The organism is Roseovarius sp. MBR-79 (assembly GCF_053628555.1).
This window is the reverse complement of record NZ_JBRJGP010000014.1, coordinates 1-17,396: the sequence shown is the minus strand read 5'-3', so window position 1 is coordinate 17,396 and position 17,396 is coordinate 1. Positions and strand designations below refer to the sequence as shown.

Genomic DNA, 17,396 nt, shown 5'->3' with positions numbered 1-17,396 from the left:
TCAGCCCTCCTCGCCGCGCGGCACAACCGGGCGCACGGGGCGTGGTGCCCCCGCCCGCGCCTGTCCCAGAAGGCGGGTGAGCGCGGCCAGATCGGTGCGCAATTCGGTCATGGTTTCCTGCCGTCCGGCGCTGATCTCTTCGAGGATGCGCAGCATCTGCACGTCGATCGAGCGCAGGCGCATCCGGCTCTCGGCATCGAGCCCCTCGGAGGTCTCACGCGCCTCGATCGCCTCGGCCAGGCGCTCCTGCCCCTCGGCCACGCGCAAGAGCGCCAGTTGAACCGGGTTCTGCTCGCTCATCCGGTGGGTCAGCCGTTCGAGGGAGTCGGCCAGCACGCCAAGCTTTTCGTCGACCACCGCGCGGCTCATCTCGGCCTGCGAAAACATCGCCTGAAGCGCGTCCATCTGCTCGCCCATCTGCTCGGCCATCGCGTCGAGCACATGGGCCACACCGCTGCCCTCGCCCTCTCCCTCGGCGAAACCCAGACGGGTAATGGTCGAGATCCATTCCTCAAGCTCGCGGTAAAAGCGGTTCTGGCCGTGACCTGCGAAGAGTTCGAGTAGCCCCACTACCAGGGAGCCCGACAGCCCCAGAAGCGACGAGGCAAAAGCCACGCCCATGCCGCCCAGTTGCGCCTCGAGCCCGGTCATGAGGCGATTGAAGATATCCACCCCTTCCTCTCCGGGTTGCGGCGCGAGGCTGCGGATCGTGTCCACCACCGCCGGAATGGTGGTGGCGAGGCCATAGAACGTGCCCAGAAGGCCGAGGAAAATCAGCAGGCTGACGATGTAGCGGGTGATCTCGCGCGCCTCGTCGATGCGCTGCGCCACCGAATCGAGGATCGAGCGCGCGGAGGTCGAGGCGATCTGCATCCGCCGCCCGCGCCCGCGCAGCATCGTGGCCAGCGGTGCCAGCATGGCGGGCGGGCGCGTCATCTCGTGGCCCGGCACCTCGCCGGCAAAGCCCTCGATCCAGCGCGCCGAGCCGATCAGTTGCACGACCTGCCAGAAGGTGGCGATCACGCCCAGAACGAAAACGAAGAAGATGAACCCGTTGAGCCAGGGGTTGGCCTCGAAGACCGGCAGCACACGCGGGGCCGCGACGAAAGCACCAAGCCCGGTCAGCCCCAGAACCACGAGCATGAGCACGATCTGGCGGTAGGGATAGGAAAACTGCGGCTCGACCTCGCGGTCCGGCTGGTCCATGTGGACGCTCCCGACACGGTGTTTATCGCGCGCAGCCTACGCGGCTTGGGCGGTCAAGCCAAGGCTTATCCACAGATATGGCGCACCCGGCGCACCAGCCAGTCCAGCTCTGAGTCGTGCAGGCCAAGCTCTTGAAGATGGGCGGTCGTGTTGAAGAGATATTCGGTATTCGGCCCCCGCCCGCCATGGGCGCGGGCGATGATCTGCGCCTGTTCCTCGAGATCGAGCCCGCCGCAATACTGATCGTGGTCGGGGTCGACCACATAGGTCACCGCCTCGACGCGGCGGCCGTCGGCGAGCGAGAGGTCGAGTTGCCGTTCCAGATAGGCCGAGGAGATCAGTTCGCGCTCGCGCAGGTAGGCCAGCACCTCCTCGGCGCGGTCGGGATGGGCGCGCAGCGCCACCCCCTCGCACGCGCCGCCCGGCACCCGGTCGAGCGCCAGCACCAGCCCCGGTGCCTCGACCGTGCCGCGATGGTGGATCGAGCGCATGCAGAAGCTGCGCCGATAGTCCGGCAGTCGCGCGATCACGCGCTCGACCGTGTCAAAGCCCGGATTCCACACCAGCGACCCATAGCCGAACACCCACATGCCGTTTCCCCTGTTCCTCGCGCACACGCCCTTATAAACACGGCTCGAACCGGGCATGAAAGGGGCTTTTGTCATGCGCAGCTTGCTTGCCATCCTCATTCTGGGCGCCTCGCTCTGGGGCGGTTACTGGTTCGTGGGCAGTCGCGGGATCGAGGCGGCGTTCTCGCAGTGGTTCGATGCGCGCCGCGCCGAGGGCTGGGTGGCCGAAACCGGCGCGCTCGGCGTGCAGGGATTTCCCAACCGGTTCGACACGGTGTTCGAGGATCTGGTGTTGGCCGATCCGCAAAGCGGGCTTGCGTGGGAGGTGCCGCGCTTTCAGATCAACGCGCTGAGCTACAGGCCCAACCATGTCATCGCGGTCTGGCCCGACCGGCAGCTTGTCGCCACCCCGCAGGAGAAATTCGTGGTCGAGAGCCGCGACATGCGGGCCTCGCTGGTCATCGCGCCGGATACCGCGCTGGCCCCCCGGCGGATGACGCTCACGGCCGAGTTTCTGCGCGTGACACCGCAGGCGCGGGTTGATGAGACCACCGCGCTCTCGGCGCTCACACTGGCCGCCGAGCGGATGGAGGGGGCGACCTATCGCCTTGGGCTGCGCGCCGAGGGGCTGACCCTCGCCGCACCCTGGCGCGCGATGCTCGATCCCGAGAACCGCCTGCCGCAAATGATCAGCGGGGCCAGCGCCGATCTGACCGTGACCTTTGACAAGCCCTGGGACCGAAGCGCCATCGAGCGCGCCCGCCCGCAGCCCACGCAAATCAAGGTCGCGCTTGCCGATGGCCGCTGGGGCGAGTTGCAGCTTCAGGCGGCGGGCACGGTGAAGGTGGATGCGCAAGGCCTTCCCGAGGGCGAGATCACGCTCAAGGCGCGCAACTGGCGCGAGATCGTGACCTTGATGCGCGTGGCGGGCGTCCTGCCCGAGAGCCTTGCGGGCAGCGTCGAGTCGGGGCTGGGCATGATGGCGCGCATGGCGGGCAACCCCGAGACGCTCGACATTCCGCTGGGATTGCGGGGCGGGCGCATCTGGCTGGGGCCGGTGCCCATCGGCCCCGCACCGGTGCTGCGGCTGCGCTGAGGGCTATTTGCGCCGGATGCCGATGCGGCTGCCCACGCCTTCGGGGCGCGGCAGGTCGGCATGGGCGCGGGCCATGTCGGCCACGCGCGCCGCGATATCCTCGGGCATTGCCACGACGCGCGGACCCGACAGATCGACATGCAGCGTCAACCCCTCGCCGGTCGCGGCAAGCCAGCCATCCTCGTGGTAAAGCTCCTGGAACGCATGAAACCGCTTTTCGTCATGATCGAGCAGATAGAACGTGCTGAAAAGCCGGTCGCCCAGCTTGACCTCGCGCAGGTAGCGGATGTGGAATTCCGCCGTGTAGGTGGTCAGCCCGCGCGCCGCCACGTAATCGGGGCCAAAGCCCATCTCGGCAAACGCCTCGTCGCCACAACGATCCAGAAGGACGGTATAATAACCCATGTTCATATGGCCGTTGTAGTCGATCCAGCCTTCCTCGACGCGGTGGATGCCAGAGCGGAACGGGGCGGCTTGGGTCATTTGCGGGGCCTTTCAAAGGGGCAGGTTTGCCCGATCCTAACGCGGTTTCGCGCCCGTGGGCTAGGGTCTTGCGATGGATAACGCGCGCAGCCCGTGCCCCGGTTTCGTCACACTGTTACGAAACGGAAACCATTCGTGACGCAAATCGCAGGATATCGCCTATGTTTTCCGGTGTCCCCCGGGGCCATCGGGCAGCACGCTTGACATAAAACGACAGGTTGTATCTATCCAAGCTGTCACCCACCAGACGTGGCGAGCAGAATGGCCCGATGCCCGACGGATTGGCAGAACGAGGCCCCGAGGACAAAGGACAACCCGATGCAAGCGACCGGCAGTTCGCATGATCTGGCCTTGCGAAAGGCTGATTTCCCCACTCTGTGCGAGGCGCTCGATTACGCCGCGCAAGGGAAAACCGGGGTCAATTTCTACAATGCGCGCGGCGAGATCTATGCCTCGTCCACCTATGCCGAGTTGCGCATTGAGGCGATGGAACTCGCCCGCCGTCTCATGAGCCTCGGGATCGAGCCTGGCGGGCGCGTGGCGCTGGTGGCCGAGACCTCGCCGCATTTCGTGCGCTTCTTCTGGGCCTGTCAGTATGCGGGCCTCGTGCCGGTGCCAATGCCTGCCACGATCCAGATCGGCGGACACGCGGCCTATGTGGCGCAACTGGCGCAGCTGATCCGCAATTGCGGGGCGTCGGCGGCGATGGCGACAGCGGACTGGGCCGATTTTCTCGCTGAGGCGGTGGCCGATATGGACCTTGCCTGCGCGGGCACGCCCGAGACGTTTGACGCGCTGCCCGAGGCCACGGGCGTTCTGCCCGGCGTGACCCCCGAAAGCACCGCCTATATCCAGTATACCTCCGGCAGCACGCGCTTTCCGCGCGGCGTGGTGATCGACCAGAAAACCGTGCTGGCCAATATCCGCGACATGTCCGCGAACGGGCTCAAGCTGCACGAGGACGACCGGTTCAGCTCGTGGCTGCCCTTCTATCACGACATGGGGCTGGTGGCCTTCATCATCATGCCGATGGCGACGCAGCGGTCGGTGGATTTCCTTGGCACCCATGATTTCGCCATGCGCCCGCGCAAATGGCTCGAGATGATGTCCGCGAACCGTGCCACGATCACCTCCGCGCCGCCCTTTGCCTATGAACTGGCGGTGATGCGTATTCGCGCGCGCGATGCCGAAGGGCTCGACCTCAGCGCGCTGCGCGTGGCCTGCGTGGGGGCCGAGATGATCACCCCCGAACCGCTCGAGCGCTTTGCCGAGGTGCTGGCCCCCGCCGGGTTCCGCAAGACCGCCTTCCTGCCCTGCTACGGCATGGCGGAATGTTCGCTCGGGATCAGCTTTCTCGGCCTCGATGAAGAAGTGCGGATCGACCATATCGATTCCGAGGACATGCAGCATGACGGCATCGCCCGCCCGCTCGACCCCGCCGAGGCCGAGGGCAGCGAACGCCGCGTTGCGCGCTATGTCGATTGCGGCGCATTGCTGCCGACCTTTGACATCGAAATCCGTGACGAAAACGGCCAGCCCCTGCCCGAGCGGCACGCGGGCGTGATCCATCTGCGTGGCCCGAGCGTGATGAGCGGCTATTTCCAGGACCCCGAGATGACGCGCGAGGCGCTGAGCGCCGATGGCTGGCTCAATACCGGCGATATCGGCTATCTCGCGGGCGGGCGGCTGTTCCTGACGGGCCGCAAGAAGGACATGATCATCATTCACGGCCGCAACATCTGGCCGCAGGACCTCGAACATCTGGCGAAAAGCCAGCCGGGCGTGAGCTATAACGACGTTGCGGCCTTCTCGGTGCCGTCCGAGGACGGCAAGACGGAAAAGGCGGTGATCGTGGTGCAATGCCGCGAGCGCGACGAGATCAAGCGCGCGCGTCTGGTCAAGACCATCACCGGCATGGTGCGCAGCGAATTCGGCATTGATTGCCGGGTGGAACTGGTGCCAACCCGGACTCTGCCGCGCACCTCCTCGGGCAAGCTGGCCCGCGCGCGCGCGCGGCTGGACCATATGGCGCGGCAACTGGCGGCAGCCTCGGTGCCCGTGCAGCCTGCCCCTGCGCAACCCGAGGCCGTGGACGAGGCACCGATCCGTTACATTGCATGAGCCGACAGGTCGCGGTCACGGGGGCTGCGGGGTTTGTCGGGCAAGCCCTGGTCGCGCGGCTTCTGGCCGAGGGCTACGGCGTGCGCGCACTGGTTCACCGCACGCCGCTCGGCCTCTCGCATCCCGCGCTTGAGAGCGTGACGGGCGACCTTGCCGACGAGGCGGCGCTCGGGCGGCTGATGGCGGGGGTGGGCACCGTGATTCATGTGGCAGGCGTGGTGCGCGGGCGCGACGCGCGCGATTTTCGCCCCGTCAATGCGACAGGCGTGGCGCGCGTGGCGGGCATCGCCTTAGCACAGCCCACACCGCCGCGCATGATCCTGATTTCCTCGCTCGCCGCGCGCGAACCGCAGCTTTCGCATTACGCGGCAAGCAAGCGCGAGGGTGAGGCGCTTCTGGCCGCCTCGGGCCTTGATCACACCATCCTGCGGCCGCCCGCGATCTACGGACCCGGCGACCGCGAGCTTGTGCCGCTCTTCGAGACCATGGCGCGCGGCATCGTGCCGTTGCCGGGGGCGAAGGGCGCGCGCGCCTCGCTTCTGCATGTCGACGATCTGGCGCGCGCCATTCTCGCGCTCATGGCGCACCCCGCCCCCGGCACGTTCGAGCTCGATGACGGGCGCGCGGGCGGCTATGGCTGGGAGGAGATCGCGGCCATCGTCGAGCGCGTCGCGGGGCGCGGGCGCGGCTGGCGCATCCCCCTTCCCGGCGCGCTCATGCACATGATCGCCACGACCAATCTTTTCGCCGCGCGGCTTTTCGGTTATCAGCCGATGCTGAGCCCCGGCAAGCTGCGCGAGTTGCGCCACCCCGACTGGGTGGCCGACAACACCGCGCTCTGCGCCGCCACCGGCTGGCAACCGCTCATCCCGCTGGCCGAGGGGCTTCGCGGGCTCTGGCAGGCACCACAGCCGCAACCCGAGAGAGGCAAGAGCCATGTCAACTGAGACACAGGACGAGATCATCGAGACGCTTTACGGCTTTCTGGAGCGGTTCCCCAAGGCCGCCGGCAATCTTGGCCCCGACACGAAGCTGGCCGACGATCTGAGCCTCGATTCGGTCAATCTGATGGAATTGCTGGTCGAGATCGAGGATCACTATGATATCGGCCTGCCGCTCAACATGATGGCCGATATCACCACGATCCGCGAACTGGCCGATAAAATCTCTCAACTCATCGAGGACAGGGCATGAGCATCACCACACGGTTCAATGAGATGGCGCAGGTCCGCGACGGGCTGCGCGGGCTGAAGGCCGACCCGAGCCGCATCGTGATGGAGCGGTTTCTCTCGTCCACCGAGGCGGTGATCGCGGGACGCCCGACGATCCTTGCCGGCACCAACAACTACATGGGCCTGACGTTCGATCCCGAAATCATCGAGGCCGCCTGCAAGGCGATGCACGAAGAGGGGAGCGGCACCACCGGCTCGCGCATGGCCAATGGCAGTTTTTCCAGCCATGCCGCCCTTGAAGAGGAATTCGCGCGCTTTTACGGCGTGCCCTCGGCGATGCTCTTTTCCACCGGGTATCAGACCAATCTCGGCCTCCTGATGGCGCTGTTGCAACCCGGCGACAAGGTCGTGCTGGACAGCCACAGCCATGCCTGCATCTATGACGGCTGCCGGATCAGCGGCGCGGATTTCTTTGCGTTCAAGCACAATGACGCGGAGGACCTGCGCAAGCGGCTGCGCCGTCTGGGCGGCGCGGCGGAGGGTTCGCTCGTCATCGCCGAGGGGCTTTACAGCATGTGGGGCGATACCGCGCCCCTAGCCGATCTCTGCGCGGTGGCCAAGGAATTCGGCGCCTGGTTCATGGTGGACGAGGCGCATTCCTTCGGCGTCTATGGCGAGACCGGGCGCGGATTGTGCGAGGAGGAGGGCATCCTCGATCAGGTGGATTTCATCACCGGGACGTTTTCAAAAAGCCTCGCCTCGCTGGGCGGATTCTGCGTCAGCCGCCACCCCGAATTGCAGCTTCTGCGCTATGGCAGCCGCCCCTATATCTTCACCGCCTCGTCCAGCCCCGCCAGCATCGCAGCGGCGCATACCGCCCTCAAGGCCGTGCGCGGGCGGCCCGAGTTGAAGCAAAGCCTCTGGGCCAATGCGCGCAGGCTGCATGAAGGGTTGACGGCCCTTGGCTATCGCCTCGCCTCGGGGCCAGGCCCGGTCATTGCGGTGCAGGTGCCCTCGCATGACGAGGCGGCGCGGATGTGGAACGCGCTGCTGGATCAGGGGGTCTATGTCAACCTCGTGGTGCCGCCTGCCGCGCCTGAGGGCGCATCGCTGCTGCGGTGCAGTCTGAGCGCCGGGCACAGCTTCGATCAGATCGACCGCATCCTGGCGGCCTTCGAGACTGTGCGCGCCGGGGCTGCCACGGCGGTGGCCGAGTAACGGCAGGAGGCGGCAGGCGGTGCAGGCAACCCCCGAGCGCGGCGTGATGCTGGCGCATCTGTCGGATGTGCATTTGCCGCTGCCCGCGCGCGTGGACTGGCGCGACGTGCTCAACAAGCGCGCGCTGAGCCTGCTGTCCTGGCGGCGCAAGCGGCACAAGGTGCACCGGCCCGAGGTTCTGGCGCGGCTGGTGGCCGATATGCAAGCGGCCACGCCTGATCTGATCGCGGTGACGGGGGACCTCACCAATCTGGGCCTGCCGGTGGAATATGACGGCGCACGCAAATGGCTCGACGCACTGGGCGATGCGTCCCGCGTCATGCTCATTCCCGGCAATCACGAGGCGCTGGTGCGCGGCTCGTGGGAGGCGGGCGCGCCTGCGTGGCGGCCCTACTGGCAGGGCGATGACGGGGGTGGTTTTCCCTGGCTGCGGCAGCGCGGGGGACTGGCGCTGATCGGCGTGTCGAGTGCCGTCGCCTCTGCCCCCGGCCGTGCCGTGGGCGCGGTGGGGGCGGCGCAGCTTGACCGGCTGGCGGGGGTGCTGGCACAGGCGCGCGCCGAGGGCCTCTGCCGCGTGGTCATGGTGCATCACCCGCCGCTCGACGGCACGGTGACGGCGCGCAAGCGGCTGCTGGACGCGCCCGCGCTACGCGCGGTGCTGGCGCGCGAGGGAGCGGAACTGGTGCTCCACGGCCACAGCCACCGCAGCCACCACCAGCAGATGGACACCGCCAGCGGCGTGGCCCCGGTGATCGGCGTGCCTTCCGCCTCGGCCACCCATCCCGAAGCGGCCGCCTACCACCTCTACCATATCGCCCCGGTCGCGGGGGGCTGGCAGGTCGCTCTGACGGCCCGTCGCCACACGACCGACGGCATGGAGACAAGCCATGCCGCCACCCATCACCTCGCGCGCGCCCATGCCGCGCCGTAACGCGCCCGGGGCCGGTGGACATTCCCGCGCCCCGAGGCGATAGAGCGCACACTCAACCGGAAAGCCACGCCATGCGCCTGATGATCCACCTCTTCCGCGCCTATCCGATGCCGAGTTTCCTCATGGTGCTGGCGCTCTTTCTGTCAGGGCTTGCCGAGGGCCTGGGCCTCTCGGCGATGCTGCCGATGCTCAAGATCGCGCTGTCCTCGGGCGAGGGTGCCGAAAATGCCAGCCCGCCGGGGGAGTTGGAACAGGTGGTGCTTGACGTGCTGGCCTGGCTCGGGGTGCCACCGACGCTTGGTGCGCTGTTGCTGCTCATCGTGGCCATGGCGACTCTCAAGGCGATCCTGCTGCTCGTGGCGCAGCGGCAGGTCGGCTATACGGCGGCGCGGGTGGCGACGGACATGCGCCTTGAAGTGTTGCGCAACATGATGCGCAGCCGCTGGAGCTTTTTCCTGCATCAACCGGCGGGCAAGCTGACCAATGCGCTTGCCACCGAGGCACAGCGGGGGGCGGACGCCTACATGTTCGGCGCGACCGCCCTCACCTTCTTCATTCAGGCGATTGTCTATGGCTCGGTCGCGCTTGCCGTGTCGTGGAAGGCAACGGTGCTTGGCCTCATGGCCGGGGCGGTGGTGATCTGGGTGTCGCATTTCCTGGTGCGGATGACGCGGCGGGCGGGCAAGCGGCAGACCGAGCTGATGATCTCGCTCATGTCGCACCTCACCGACATGCTGCAATCGGTCAAGCCGCTCAAGGCGATGGCGCGCGAGAACCAGACCGACGACATGCTGCGCGGTGAGACCAACCGCCTCAACAAGGCGCTGCGCAAGCAGGTGCTGGCAGGGGCGGCGCTCGATGCGGGCCAGGACCTGATGTTCGTCATGCTGATCGCCTTCGGCGTCTATCTGGCGATTGGCGTGCTCTCGATGGAATTCGCCACCGTGCTCATCCTCGCGGTGGCGCTCGGGCGGACGTTCGCCTTTCTCGGCAAGGTGCAGAAGCAATATCAGAAGCTCGCGCAGGCCGAGAGCGCCTATTGGTCGCTCAAGGAAACCAGCGCGCGTGCCCTGGCCGAACAGGAGCATCTGGGCGGCCATGTCACGCCGACATTGGAGCGCGGGATCACCCTAAAGGATGTGCGCTTTGCCTATGAGGGGCATGCGGTCCTTGGCGGGCTTGACCTTGACATCCCCGCGCACCGGATCACCACGCTGGTGGGGCCGTCCGGTTCGGGCAAGACCACGATCGTCGATCTGGTGATCGGCCTTCTGCGCCCCGAACGTGGCGAGATCAGTATTGATGGCGTGCCGTTCGAGACGGTCGATCTTCGCGTCTGGCGGCGGATGGTGGGCTATGTGCCGCAGGAGACGGTGCTTCTGCACGACACGGTGTTGCACAATGTCACGCTTGGCGACCCGGCGATTTCCCAGGCACAGGCGCGCGCCGCGCTGGAAAAGGCCGGGGCCTGGGAGTTTGTGCGCGCCCTGCCCGAGGGGCTGGAGACGGTGGTGGGCGAGCGTGGCGGCAGGCTCTCGGGTGGCCAACGCCAGCGCATCGCCATTGCCCGCGCGCTGATCAACGCGCCCTGCCTGCTCATCCTCGACGAGGCGACAAGCGCGCTCGATCCCGAAAGCGAGGCCGATATCATCGCCACGCTTCAGGCGCTCAAGACCGATCTGACGATCCTCGCCATCACCCATAACGAGAGCCTTGCGCAGGCCGCAGACGTGGTGCACCGGCTCGAGGTGGGCGGCACGCTCAGCCGCGCGGGATAAGCGCACGAATGGCGTCGCGGGCGCGGGCCATGTCGTCAGGCTCTTGCCCGCCGCGTGAGGGCGGCGGCGCGTCCCCCAGCCAGACCATCCGCCCCGAGCGCACAAGCCGCAGGTGCAACCGGCTGATATCGCGGCTCAGATAGGACCAGCCATAGCGCATCAGCGCGCGATAGGCGCGCGCGCCGGGGGCATGGTCGGCACGGTCGGGATCAGCCTTGGCCCATGCGCGGGCCGCGTCCCCCTCGCCCGCAGCACAGAGCATGTCATGACGCATCGAACCCAGCCCCGCGCCGGTATCGAACATATGCACAGGGCGGCCCGTGGCATGGGCCTCGGCCAGCATGGAAATGCTGTCGGCGGTCACGATCACCTCATCGGCGAGCGCCAGAAAGCCCAGATAGGGGTTGTCCGGATCGTCGCGCCGCCAGCGATAGAGCTGCATCGGCACCTCGCGCTGTGCGGCAAAGGCGTCGAGCGCAACGGCCGGTGTGCGCGCACTGGAACTGACCAGAAGCGAGCCACCCCGCGCACGCGCCAGCGCCAGCGTATCGCGCACGAGGCGCGCGGCCGCATGAGGACCAAAGGCATAGGGCCCGCTCGTGCCGCCGATATTCACCGTGAGCCAGGGGCGCGGCAGATGCGCCAGGCGCGATGCCCAGAGGGCGGCAGCCGCATCGAGCCGCGCCCGCGTGACCCCGTGCAACGGCAGCGCGTTGCGCAAGACGTTGGGCCGGTCGGGCACCGGATATTGCGGCGTGGTGATGATCAGGTCGAAATGGCGCGGATCGGCCCATTGCCGCCCGAGGAACACAAGCTTCGTGCGCCCGCCCGAGCGGTCGCGGACCCAGCGCGCCACCGGCTCGTTGCGCATCCCGATGGAAAGCACCAGATCGGGCCAGGGGGGGCCAAGCGGATCGGACCCCGCCGGATCGACGCCCTTCAGATCGTTGCGCAGGAAAAGCGCGCTTGCCAGCCCGAACCGGCGATAGGAGAGCCGCTTGACCTCGAAAGGCCAGCCAAGCGCCGTCGCCAGCGCGCTGAGTTGCGTGCGCTCGCCCGCGCGGTAGGCGTCGAGCACCCAGACGCGCGGCTCAGACATCGGCGGCCCGTGGCGGGCGGGGCTTGGGCCAGCGCCGCTTCATGCACAGCCATTGGCCCGGATCCTCGCGGATCCAGTCCTCGAACACGGCATTGAGCCGCGCGGTCAACTCCAGCACCTGATCCTTGCGCGGGGCATCCGTGTCGGCGGGGGCGAACGGGGCCATCACCTCGATCCGGTAGCGCGCGCCGGGCAGGCGCACTGCCCGGATCGGGATGAGCGGATAACCGCGCAGCGCCAGCATGGCGGGCAGCGTGTTGGTCATCGCGGGCACGCCGAAAAACGGCACCGCCTCGCCCTCGTCGATGCGTGTGTCAAACGCCGCCCCGACCGAACGTCCGGCGGCCAGTTCGCGCAGCGTGTCGCGCGCACCACCCGCGCTTGGCACCAGCGGCCCGCCGAAATGCCGCCTGCGCGCAAGGAAGAAACGGTCCATCCATGGGTTGCTGTCAGGCGCATAGAGCACGGCGATGGACAGGTCATGCTTGCGCCCGATGAGATTGGTCAACTGCCACGCGCCGGTATGGGCGGTGGCAAAGACGATGGGGGCCTTGCGGCGGATCAGGGCCTCCGCCTCGGGGTGGACCGAGAATTCCAGATAGCGGTCGCGCCCGCGCCAGATCCGGTCGAGCAGGAACAACTCCACCGCAGCCAACCCGGTGGAGCGGAAGATCTCGCGCATCACCCGGTCGCGCGTGGCCTCGTCGGCCTCTGGCATCACCACCGCGAGATTGCGCCGGACCGGGCGCTGTTTGTTGGGGTTATACTTTCCCAGCGTGCCCAGAAGCCAGCCAAAGACCCGCCCCGCCGCACCCACCGGCATGAGCCGCGCCAGCCCGTAAAGCAGGTGAAACACCCCCGCCTCCAGCAGCCAGACCGGGGTTTGCAGGCCCGGCAGGCGGTCCATCAGGGATTTGGGCAGCAGGTAGTATTTCGCCATGGCTCGATCCCGGCGCCGCGCGCCTCAGCGGCGGGCGGCGCGGTCCGATTTCTCGGGATAAGTGCCGAACACCCGGTCCCAGAACGGCGAGGATACCCCGTAGCGCCCATGCTCGCCCGAAAAATGGTGGCGCATGTGGTAATGCTTGAGGAATTGCAGCGCCGGATGCTTCATCGGGAAGTGATGCGTGGCGTAGTGAATATAGTCGTAGACCAGATAACCGATGATGAAGAAACCGGTGAACGGCTCGGCCCAGGGGTAGGGCAGGACCAGCCAGAACATGAGATAGAGCACGGCGATGATCGGCAGCGCCCCGGCGGGCGGCATCAGAAGGCGCGTCTTGTCCTGCGGCGTGTCATGGTGGACGCCGTGAAAGAGATAGATGAAGCGGCGGCCCAGATCGGTTTTCGGCTCGAAGTGGAACAGGTAGCGGTGCAGCAGGTATTCCGCCAGCGTCCATGTCACCAGCCCCGCAACCCCGATCAGCGCCAGACCGCCCAGGCCCAGGCCATGCGTGGCCACAGCCCGCCAGATCAGCCAGCCCGCGACCGGCGACCAGACCAGAAGCGGCACGATCGGATGCACATGGCTGAGTTTTTCCAGCAGCGGATTCTTGAACAGGCGGACAGAGTCGTCCACGCGGTGACGGCGGCTGGGTTGAAGATCGGACATCGGGTGGCCTCTTGGCTGCATGCGCGGCATCATACCGGCTTATATATGTCGGTTCTCGCCCGAAGAACAGCGCCGCGCCAGATTTTGCTGGTGCAAAGCCATTCGCCCGGCCGCGCGGTGATCCATTCCTCGAACCGCTCGTGGATCTGGCGGGTGAGGTCGAGCGCCTGCGCGTCCGTGTCGGCCTCGGGGTTGCGCAGGACAAGCGGCGCGTGAAAGCGCACGGTAAAGCGCGCGCCCGCGTGCCGCTCGACCTGCACCGGCACAAGCGGCGCGCCAAAGCGCAGCGCAAGGCCCGCAGGCAGGGTGGAGCTGTCCTTGTCCGCGCCGAAAAACGGGATCGGCTTGCCCCCTTCAACGCGGCGGTCGATGATCATCGCCGGGGCCTCGCCCTTCTTGAGCGCCTGCATGAAAACCCGCACCCCGGCGTCGCGCGACACCGTTTCGCAGCCAAGCCGCGCGCGATAGCGCAGCATGATCTTGTCCAGCCACGGATTGGCCAGCGGCGCATAAAGCGCATAGGAGCGGATCCCCATCTGCGTCATCGCGGCGCAGGCCACCTCCCAGTTGCCGAGATGGGCGGCGACGAAGACCACGGGCGTGCCGGGGCGGCAATAGGCCGGGTCATTCTCGACCGTCTCGATGCGCAGAAGGCCGCGCTTTGGGTCGGTATACTTGGCAAGATGCGGATATTCGGCGAAGACCGCGCCCGCATTCCCCAAGACCTCTTCGGCCAGACGGTCGATCTCGGCGGGCGATTTGCCCGGCAGCGCGAGCGTCAGGTTGGCGCGCACATGGCGGGTGCGGTTCTTGAAGATGCGGCCCAGAAACCGGCCAAACCCCGCCCCCGTGGCCGAGGCCCACGGCAGCGGCAGAATCCGGAAAAACCCCGCCATGGTGCCGACAAAGGCCAGATCGACGAACCACAACGCATTGCTGACGGCCCGGCTTTCAAGCGCCTTGTGGCGGAGATGGCTTCCGAGGATGAACTTGGCCAAGACGGCCCCCTGAGCGGTGAACGGTTGTCCCCGGTTCATCGGGGTTTGACCTCTGATCTGCAAGCCTTTTGTGGCATGGGCCCGCCGCCCGTGGCGCACGGATCTGTAACAATCTTACCGGTTTCGGATCCCCGGCAGGCAGGGGGGCTTGCCCTTCATGGCCCCGATGCGGCAAGGCTTGAGCGTCTGCAGACGGACCGCCAAGGCATCCGCCCCCGGCATAACGAAAGGCACCAGATGGCAATCCCCGCGCCCGCAAGCGCCCCGATCGACGTCCGTCCGGCGGAAAGTGGCCGCGCGGCGCGCGATTTCCTGCGCCTGCCTGAGCGGATTTATGCCGGTGACGCGGCCTTTGTGCCGCCGCTCCTCTTCGAGCAGAAACAGCGCGTCTATCAGAACAAGCCGCTGTTCGCGCATTGCGAGGTGGCCCGCTGGGTGGCGTATCGCGGGGCCGAGGCCGTGGGCCGCATCACCGCGCAGATGGACCGCCTCCAGCCCGAGGTGGAGGGCGGCAAGCTCGGCTATTTCGGGATGCTCGAGGCGGTCGATGACGCGGAAGTGTTCGCGGCCCTTTTCGAGACGGCCGGGGCGTGGCTGCGCGCGCGCGGCGCGGCACATGTGCGCGGCCCCTACAACCTGACGATCAACGAGGAAATCGGCCTTCTGGTCGAGAATTTCGACAGCCCCCCCTACATCATGATGGGCCATGCGCCGCGCTACTATGGCCCGCGCATCGAGCAACAGGGCTTTGCGGGCGTCAAGGACCTGCTGACCTACATGGTGCAGCCCGATTTCGTGGCACCGCCCGTCATGACCAAGCTGGCGGAGCGCGCCAGCCGCAAGGTCAGGATCCGCCCCTTCAACCGCAAGGACAAGGCCGCCGACATTGCGGCGATGCGCGACATCTTCAACGATGCCTGGTCGGATAACTGGGGGTTCGTGCCCTTTACGCCCGAGGAATTCGACGAGACCGCCAAGGCGCTCCTGATGCTTTTGCCCGACGACTATATCCAGTTTGCCGAGATCGACGGCAAGCCGGTGGCCTTCATCACCGCGTTCCCGAACCTCAACGAGATGATCCACGACCTTCGCGGGCGGCTGTTCCCGTTCGGCTGGGCGAAGCTTTTGTGGCGGCTGAAGGTGCGCGGCGCCAAAAGCACGCGCGTCGCGCTGATGGGCGTGCGCAAGGAGCACCAGTATTCGCGCCTCGGGCCGACGGTGGCCTTTCTGGTGATCGACGCGGTGCGCAAGCAGATGATCCGTCGCGGCGTGAGCCGGGTCGAGATGGGCTGGATTCTGGAGGATAACGCCGGTATGCGCCACATCATCGAGGAGGTCGGCAGCACCATCCACAAACGCTACCGCCTCTATCAAAAGCCGCTCTGAGGCCCCCCATGACCGAACCCGAGACCCAGACGCCCGATTTCGCCGCCGTCATCCTTGCCGGTGAGCGCGACGCGCAGGACGATTTGCGCGATCACGCGGGCGTTGCCAGCAAGGCGCTGATCGAGATCGCGGGAAAGCCCATGATCGCGCGGGTCATCGCGGCGCTCGAGGGGGCCGCGCGGGTCGCCTCGGTGCATCTGAGCGGCCCGGCGGAGGCGGTCGTGACCGGCTCGGACGTGCTCTCGGGGCTGATCGAGGCGGGGCGCGTGGATTGGACCGCGCCGGGACCCAGCCCCTCGACCAGCGCCTATGCGATGCTCACCGGTTTTCCCGAGGGCCAAAAGGTGATGATCACCACCGCCGATCATCCGCTGCTCACGAGCGAGATCGTCGATCATTTCTGCCGCGACGCGGCGCGCTCTGGCTGTGACGTGGTGGTGGGGCTCGCGCCCTACGATCTGGTGCGTGGGGCCTATCCCGACCTCAAGAAAACCGTGCTGCGCTTTGCCGACGGGCAATATTGCGGCTGCAACCTCTTTGCCTTCCTCACCGCCGATGGCCGCCGCATGGCCGATTTCTGGCGAAGGATCGAGCGCGAGCGCAAGAAGCCGCTGGTGGTGATCCGCATGCTGGGCGTGCTTGCGGTGCTGCGCTACCGGATGGGCTGGCTCACGCTCGACCGCGCGCTGGCGCTTTTGTCGCGCAAGGCGGGGCTGCGCATCGGCGTGGTCGTGCTGCCCTATGCGCACGCCTCGGTGGACGTCGACTCGGTCGATGATTATGTTGTGCTTCAGCGTTATGCCAAGGCGGCCCCCGCGCCGCAGCCTGCCCCGACCTGAGGGCCCGCCCCTGCCCGCCCCCTGTTCCTTCATCGAAAGAAAGATGCAGACATGACCACCACAGCAACCAAACTCCTGAATTTCGATGCCGTCGACAAGGCCCCGCTCACCACCGAACCGTTCAGCTTCATGGTCGCCAAGGACGTGATCCCGGCGGACATGCTGGAGCGGGTGAACGCGGATTACCCGCATATCGACCGGCCCGCCAACTTCAAGCCCGAGAGCCTGACCTACGGCCCGCTCTTCGCGCAGATCCTCGAGGATCTCGACTGCCCCGAATTCGAGCGGATGATCTCGCGCAAGTTCGACATCGACCTGAGCCAGACCACCAAGACCATCACCGTGCGCAAGCTGTCGGAGCCGAGCGACGGCAATATCCACACCGATCACTGGTCCAAGATCATGACCGTGCTGCTCTACTTCAACCCCGAATGGCATCAGGAGGGCGGCAAGCTGCGGATGCTGCGCAGCAAGCATGACATCGAGGATTACGTGGCCGAGGTGACGCCGATCGGCGGCACGCTTCTGGGGTTCAAGCGGTCGAACAACAGCTATCACGGCTACAAGCGCTTTGACGGCGAGCGGCGCATGGTGCAGGTGAACTGGGTGCGCTCGGACCCGCTCGCGCTTCAGGCGCAGCGTATTTCGCGCCTTGGCACCCATACCGGCAAGAAACTGCTGCGTCTGGCCAAGGGGCTTGGCGGGCGCGGCTGAGCCGCCGGGCGGGACGTGCAGGCGGGCGTGTTCGGCACCTGGTAGAAAAGGTGCCCGGTGCTGTGCGGGGGGGCGGCTGTTGGCCTATTTTGTTGAAAAACTCGTGCTTGATCGAAGCGTAAGTTGCTGATTCACTTCTTCTGACCAGCGGGAGAATTGAGCAATGTTGGGACC

General features: G+C 66.8%; 17 protein-coding genes. 10 read left to right on the top strand and 7 right to left on the bottom strand.

What is annotated here, in order from left to right; all coding sequences use genetic code 11:
- The gene (locus ACSSV8_RS14370) at positions 1-1,206 is read right to left on the bottom strand and encodes a biopolymer transporter ExbB (protein WP_454282904.1); all 1,206 of its coding nucleotides are present in this window, start codon (positions 1,204-1,206) and stop codon (positions 1-3) included.
- A gap of 65 nt (positions 1,207-1,271) precedes the next feature.
- Positions 1,272-1,796 (bottom strand): gamma-glutamylcyclotransferase, encoded by a 525-nt coding sequence (locus tag ACSSV8_RS14365; RefSeq protein ID WP_454282903.1) that lies wholly within the window; start codon positions 1,794-1,796, stop codon positions 1,272-1,274.
- Positions 1,797-1,869: 73 nt separating this feature from the next.
- On the opposite strand from ACSSV8_RS14365, the gene ACSSV8_RS14360 reads away from it, so the two are divergent.
- Positions 1,870-2,871, top strand: a complete 1,002-nt coding sequence (locus tag ACSSV8_RS14360) for a DUF2125 domain-containing protein (protein ID WP_454282902.1) — start codon at positions 1,870-1,872, stop codon at positions 2,869-2,871.
- 3 nt (positions 2,872-2,874) lie between these two features.
- Here the strand turns inward: ACSSV8_RS14360 and ACSSV8_RS14355 are convergent, their stop codons facing one another.
- On the bottom strand, positions 2,875-3,354 hold the full coding sequence (locus ACSSV8_RS14355) for a thioesterase family protein (RefSeq protein WP_454282901.1): 480 nt from the start codon (positions 3,352-3,354) through the stop codon (positions 2,875-2,877).
- Between the two features lie 318 nt (positions 3,355-3,672).
- Between ACSSV8_RS14355 and ACSSV8_RS14350 the strand changes: the two genes are divergently transcribed.
- The 6 genes from ACSSV8_RS14350 to ACSSV8_RS14325 all read left to right on the top strand — a co-directional run bounded on the left by ACSSV8_RS14350 (position 3,673) and on the right by ACSSV8_RS14325 (position 10,574).
- Positions 3,673-5,475, top strand: a complete 1,803-nt coding sequence (locus tag ACSSV8_RS14350) for a fatty acyl-AMP ligase (RefSeq protein ID WP_454282900.1) — start codon at positions 3,673-3,675, stop codon at positions 5,473-5,475.
- Positions 5,472-6,422: an NAD-dependent epimerase/dehydratase family protein gene (locus tag ACSSV8_RS14345; protein ID WP_454282899.1), complete on the top strand. Its 951-nt coding sequence runs from the start codon at positions 5,472-5,474 to the stop codon at positions 6,420-6,422. The genes ACSSV8_RS14350 and ACSSV8_RS14345 overlap by 4 nt, the downstream gene beginning before the upstream one ends.
- Entirely contained in the window at positions 6,412-6,669 is a 258-nt protein-coding gene (locus ACSSV8_RS14340; RefSeq protein ID WP_454282898.1) for an acyl carrier protein, read from the top strand. The genes ACSSV8_RS14345 and ACSSV8_RS14340 overlap by 11 nt, the downstream gene beginning before the upstream one ends.
- Complete coding sequence (gene spt / locus ACSSV8_RS14335) at positions 6,666-7,865, top strand: serine palmitoyltransferase (protein WP_454282897.1); 1,200 nt, start codon at positions 6,666-6,668, stop codon at positions 7,863-7,865. The genes ACSSV8_RS14340 and spt overlap by 4 nt, the downstream gene beginning before the upstream one ends.
- A gap of 19 nt (positions 7,866-7,884) precedes the next feature.
- Positions 7,885-8,796 carry a metallophosphoesterase family protein gene (locus ACSSV8_RS14330; RefSeq protein WP_354539391.1) on the top strand — a complete coding sequence of 304 codons (912 nt, stop codon included), beginning with the start codon at positions 7,885-7,887 and terminating at the stop codon, positions 8,794-8,796.
- Positions 8,797-8,867: 71 nt separating this feature from the next.
- Positions 8,868-10,574: an ABC transporter ATP-binding protein gene (locus ACSSV8_RS14325; protein WP_354539392.1), complete on the top strand. Its 1,707-nt coding sequence runs from the start codon at positions 8,868-8,870 to the stop codon at positions 10,572-10,574.
- Here the strand turns inward: ACSSV8_RS14325 and ACSSV8_RS14320 are convergent.
- Genes ACSSV8_RS14320 through ACSSV8_RS14305 form a run of 4 tightly spaced genes read right to left on the bottom strand, consistent with a single transcriptional unit; the run spans position 10,558 to position 14,283 of the window.
- On the bottom strand, positions 10,558-11,673 hold the full coding sequence (locus ACSSV8_RS14320) for a mitochondrial fission ELM1 family protein (protein ID WP_354539393.1): 1,116 nt from the start codon (positions 11,671-11,673) through the stop codon (positions 10,558-10,560). The genes ACSSV8_RS14325 and ACSSV8_RS14320 overlap by 17 nt on opposite strands.
- On the bottom strand, positions 11,666-12,613 hold the full coding sequence (locus ACSSV8_RS14315) for a lysophospholipid acyltransferase family protein (RefSeq protein ID WP_454282896.1): 948 nt from the start codon (positions 12,611-12,613) through the stop codon (positions 11,666-11,668). Before ACSSV8_RS14315 ends, ACSSV8_RS14320 begins: the two co-directional genes overlap by 8 nt.
- Positions 12,614-12,637: 24 nt before the next feature.
- Positions 12,638-13,285, bottom strand: a complete 648-nt coding sequence (locus tag ACSSV8_RS14310) for a sterol desaturase family protein (RefSeq protein WP_454282895.1) — start codon at positions 13,283-13,285, stop codon at positions 12,638-12,640.
- A 29-nt stretch (positions 13,286-13,314) separates the two neighbouring features.
- Positions 13,315-14,283, bottom strand: a complete 969-nt coding sequence (locus ACSSV8_RS14305; protein ID WP_454282894.1) for a lysophospholipid acyltransferase family protein — start codon at positions 14,281-14,283, stop codon at positions 13,315-13,317.
- 237 nt (positions 14,284-14,520) lie between these two features.
- Here ACSSV8_RS14305 and ACSSV8_RS14300 point away from each other — a divergent pair, with 237 nt between their 5' ends.
- From ACSSV8_RS14300 to ACSSV8_RS14290, 3 genes are read left to right on the top strand one after another with little or no spacing between them, the layout of a single operon-like run.
- Positions 14,521-15,669, top strand: coding sequence for an N-acetyltransferase (locus tag ACSSV8_RS14300; protein WP_454282893.1), 1,149 nt, complete (start codon positions 14,521-14,523; stop codon positions 15,667-15,669).
- A gap of 8 nt (positions 15,670-15,677) precedes the next feature.
- Positions 15,678-16,508 carry a nucleotidyltransferase family protein gene (locus ACSSV8_RS14295; protein WP_454282892.1) on the top strand — a complete coding sequence of 277 codons (831 nt, stop codon included), beginning with the start codon at positions 15,678-15,680 and terminating at the stop codon, positions 16,506-16,508.
- Between the two features lie 51 nt (positions 16,509-16,559).
- Positions 16,560-17,222 (top strand): 2OG-Fe(II) oxygenase, encoded by a 663-nt coding sequence (locus ACSSV8_RS14290; protein WP_454282891.1) that lies wholly within the window; start codon positions 16,560-16,562, stop codon positions 17,220-17,222.
- The last annotated feature ends 174 nt before the right edge of the window (positions 17,223-17,396 follow it).

Coding starts and splice junctions, on each gene's coding strand:
- ACSSV8_RS14370 (WP_454282904.1), bottom strand. CDS start 1,206: ATGGACCAGCCGGACCGCGAGGTCGAGCCGCAGTTTTCCTATCCCTAC.
- ACSSV8_RS14365 (WP_454282903.1), bottom strand. CDS start 1,796: ATGTGGGTGTTCGGCTATGGGTCGCTGGTGTGGAATCCGGGCTTTGAC.
- ACSSV8_RS14360 (WP_454282902.1), top strand. CDS start 1,870: ATGCGCAGCTTGCTTGCCATCCTCATTCTGGGCGCCTCGCTCTGGGGC.
- ACSSV8_RS14355 (WP_454282901.1), bottom strand. CDS start 3,354: ATGACCCAAGCCGCCCCGTTCCGCTCTGGCATCCACCGCGTCGAGGAA.
- ACSSV8_RS14350 (WP_454282900.1), top strand. CDS start 3,673: ATGCAAGCGACCGGCAGTTCGCATGATCTGGCCTTGCGAAAGGCTGAT.
- ACSSV8_RS14345 (WP_454282899.1), top strand. CDS start 5,472: ATGAGCCGACAGGTCGCGGTCACGGGGGCTGCGGGGTTTGTCGGGCAA.
- ACSSV8_RS14340 (WP_454282898.1), top strand. CDS start 6,412: ATGTCAACTGAGACACAGGACGAGATCATCGAGACGCTTTACGGCTTT.
- spt (WP_454282897.1), top strand. CDS start 6,666: ATGAGCATCACCACACGGTTCAATGAGATGGCGCAGGTCCGCGACGGG.
- ACSSV8_RS14325 (WP_354539392.1), top strand. CDS start 8,868: ATGCGCCTGATGATCCACCTCTTCCGCGCCTATCCGATGCCGAGTTTC.
- ACSSV8_RS14320 (WP_354539393.1), bottom strand. CDS start 11,673: ATGTCTGAGCCGCGCGTCTGGGTGCTCGACGCCTACCGCGCGGGCGAG.
- ACSSV8_RS14315 (WP_454282896.1), bottom strand. CDS start 12,613: ATGGCGAAATACTACCTGCTGCCCAAATCCCTGATGGACCGCCTGCCG.
- ACSSV8_RS14310 (WP_454282895.1), bottom strand. CDS start 13,285: ATGTCCGATCTTCAACCCAGCCGCCGTCACCGCGTGGACGACTCTGTC.
- ACSSV8_RS14300 (WP_454282893.1), top strand. CDS start 14,521: ATGGCAATCCCCGCGCCCGCAAGCGCCCCGATCGACGTCCGTCCGGCG.
- ACSSV8_RS14295 (WP_454282892.1), top strand. CDS start 15,678: ATGACCGAACCCGAGACCCAGACGCCCGATTTCGCCGCCGTCATCCTT.
- ACSSV8_RS14290 (WP_454282891.1), top strand. CDS start 16,560: ATGACCACCACAGCAACCAAACTCCTGAATTTCGATGCCGTCGACAAG.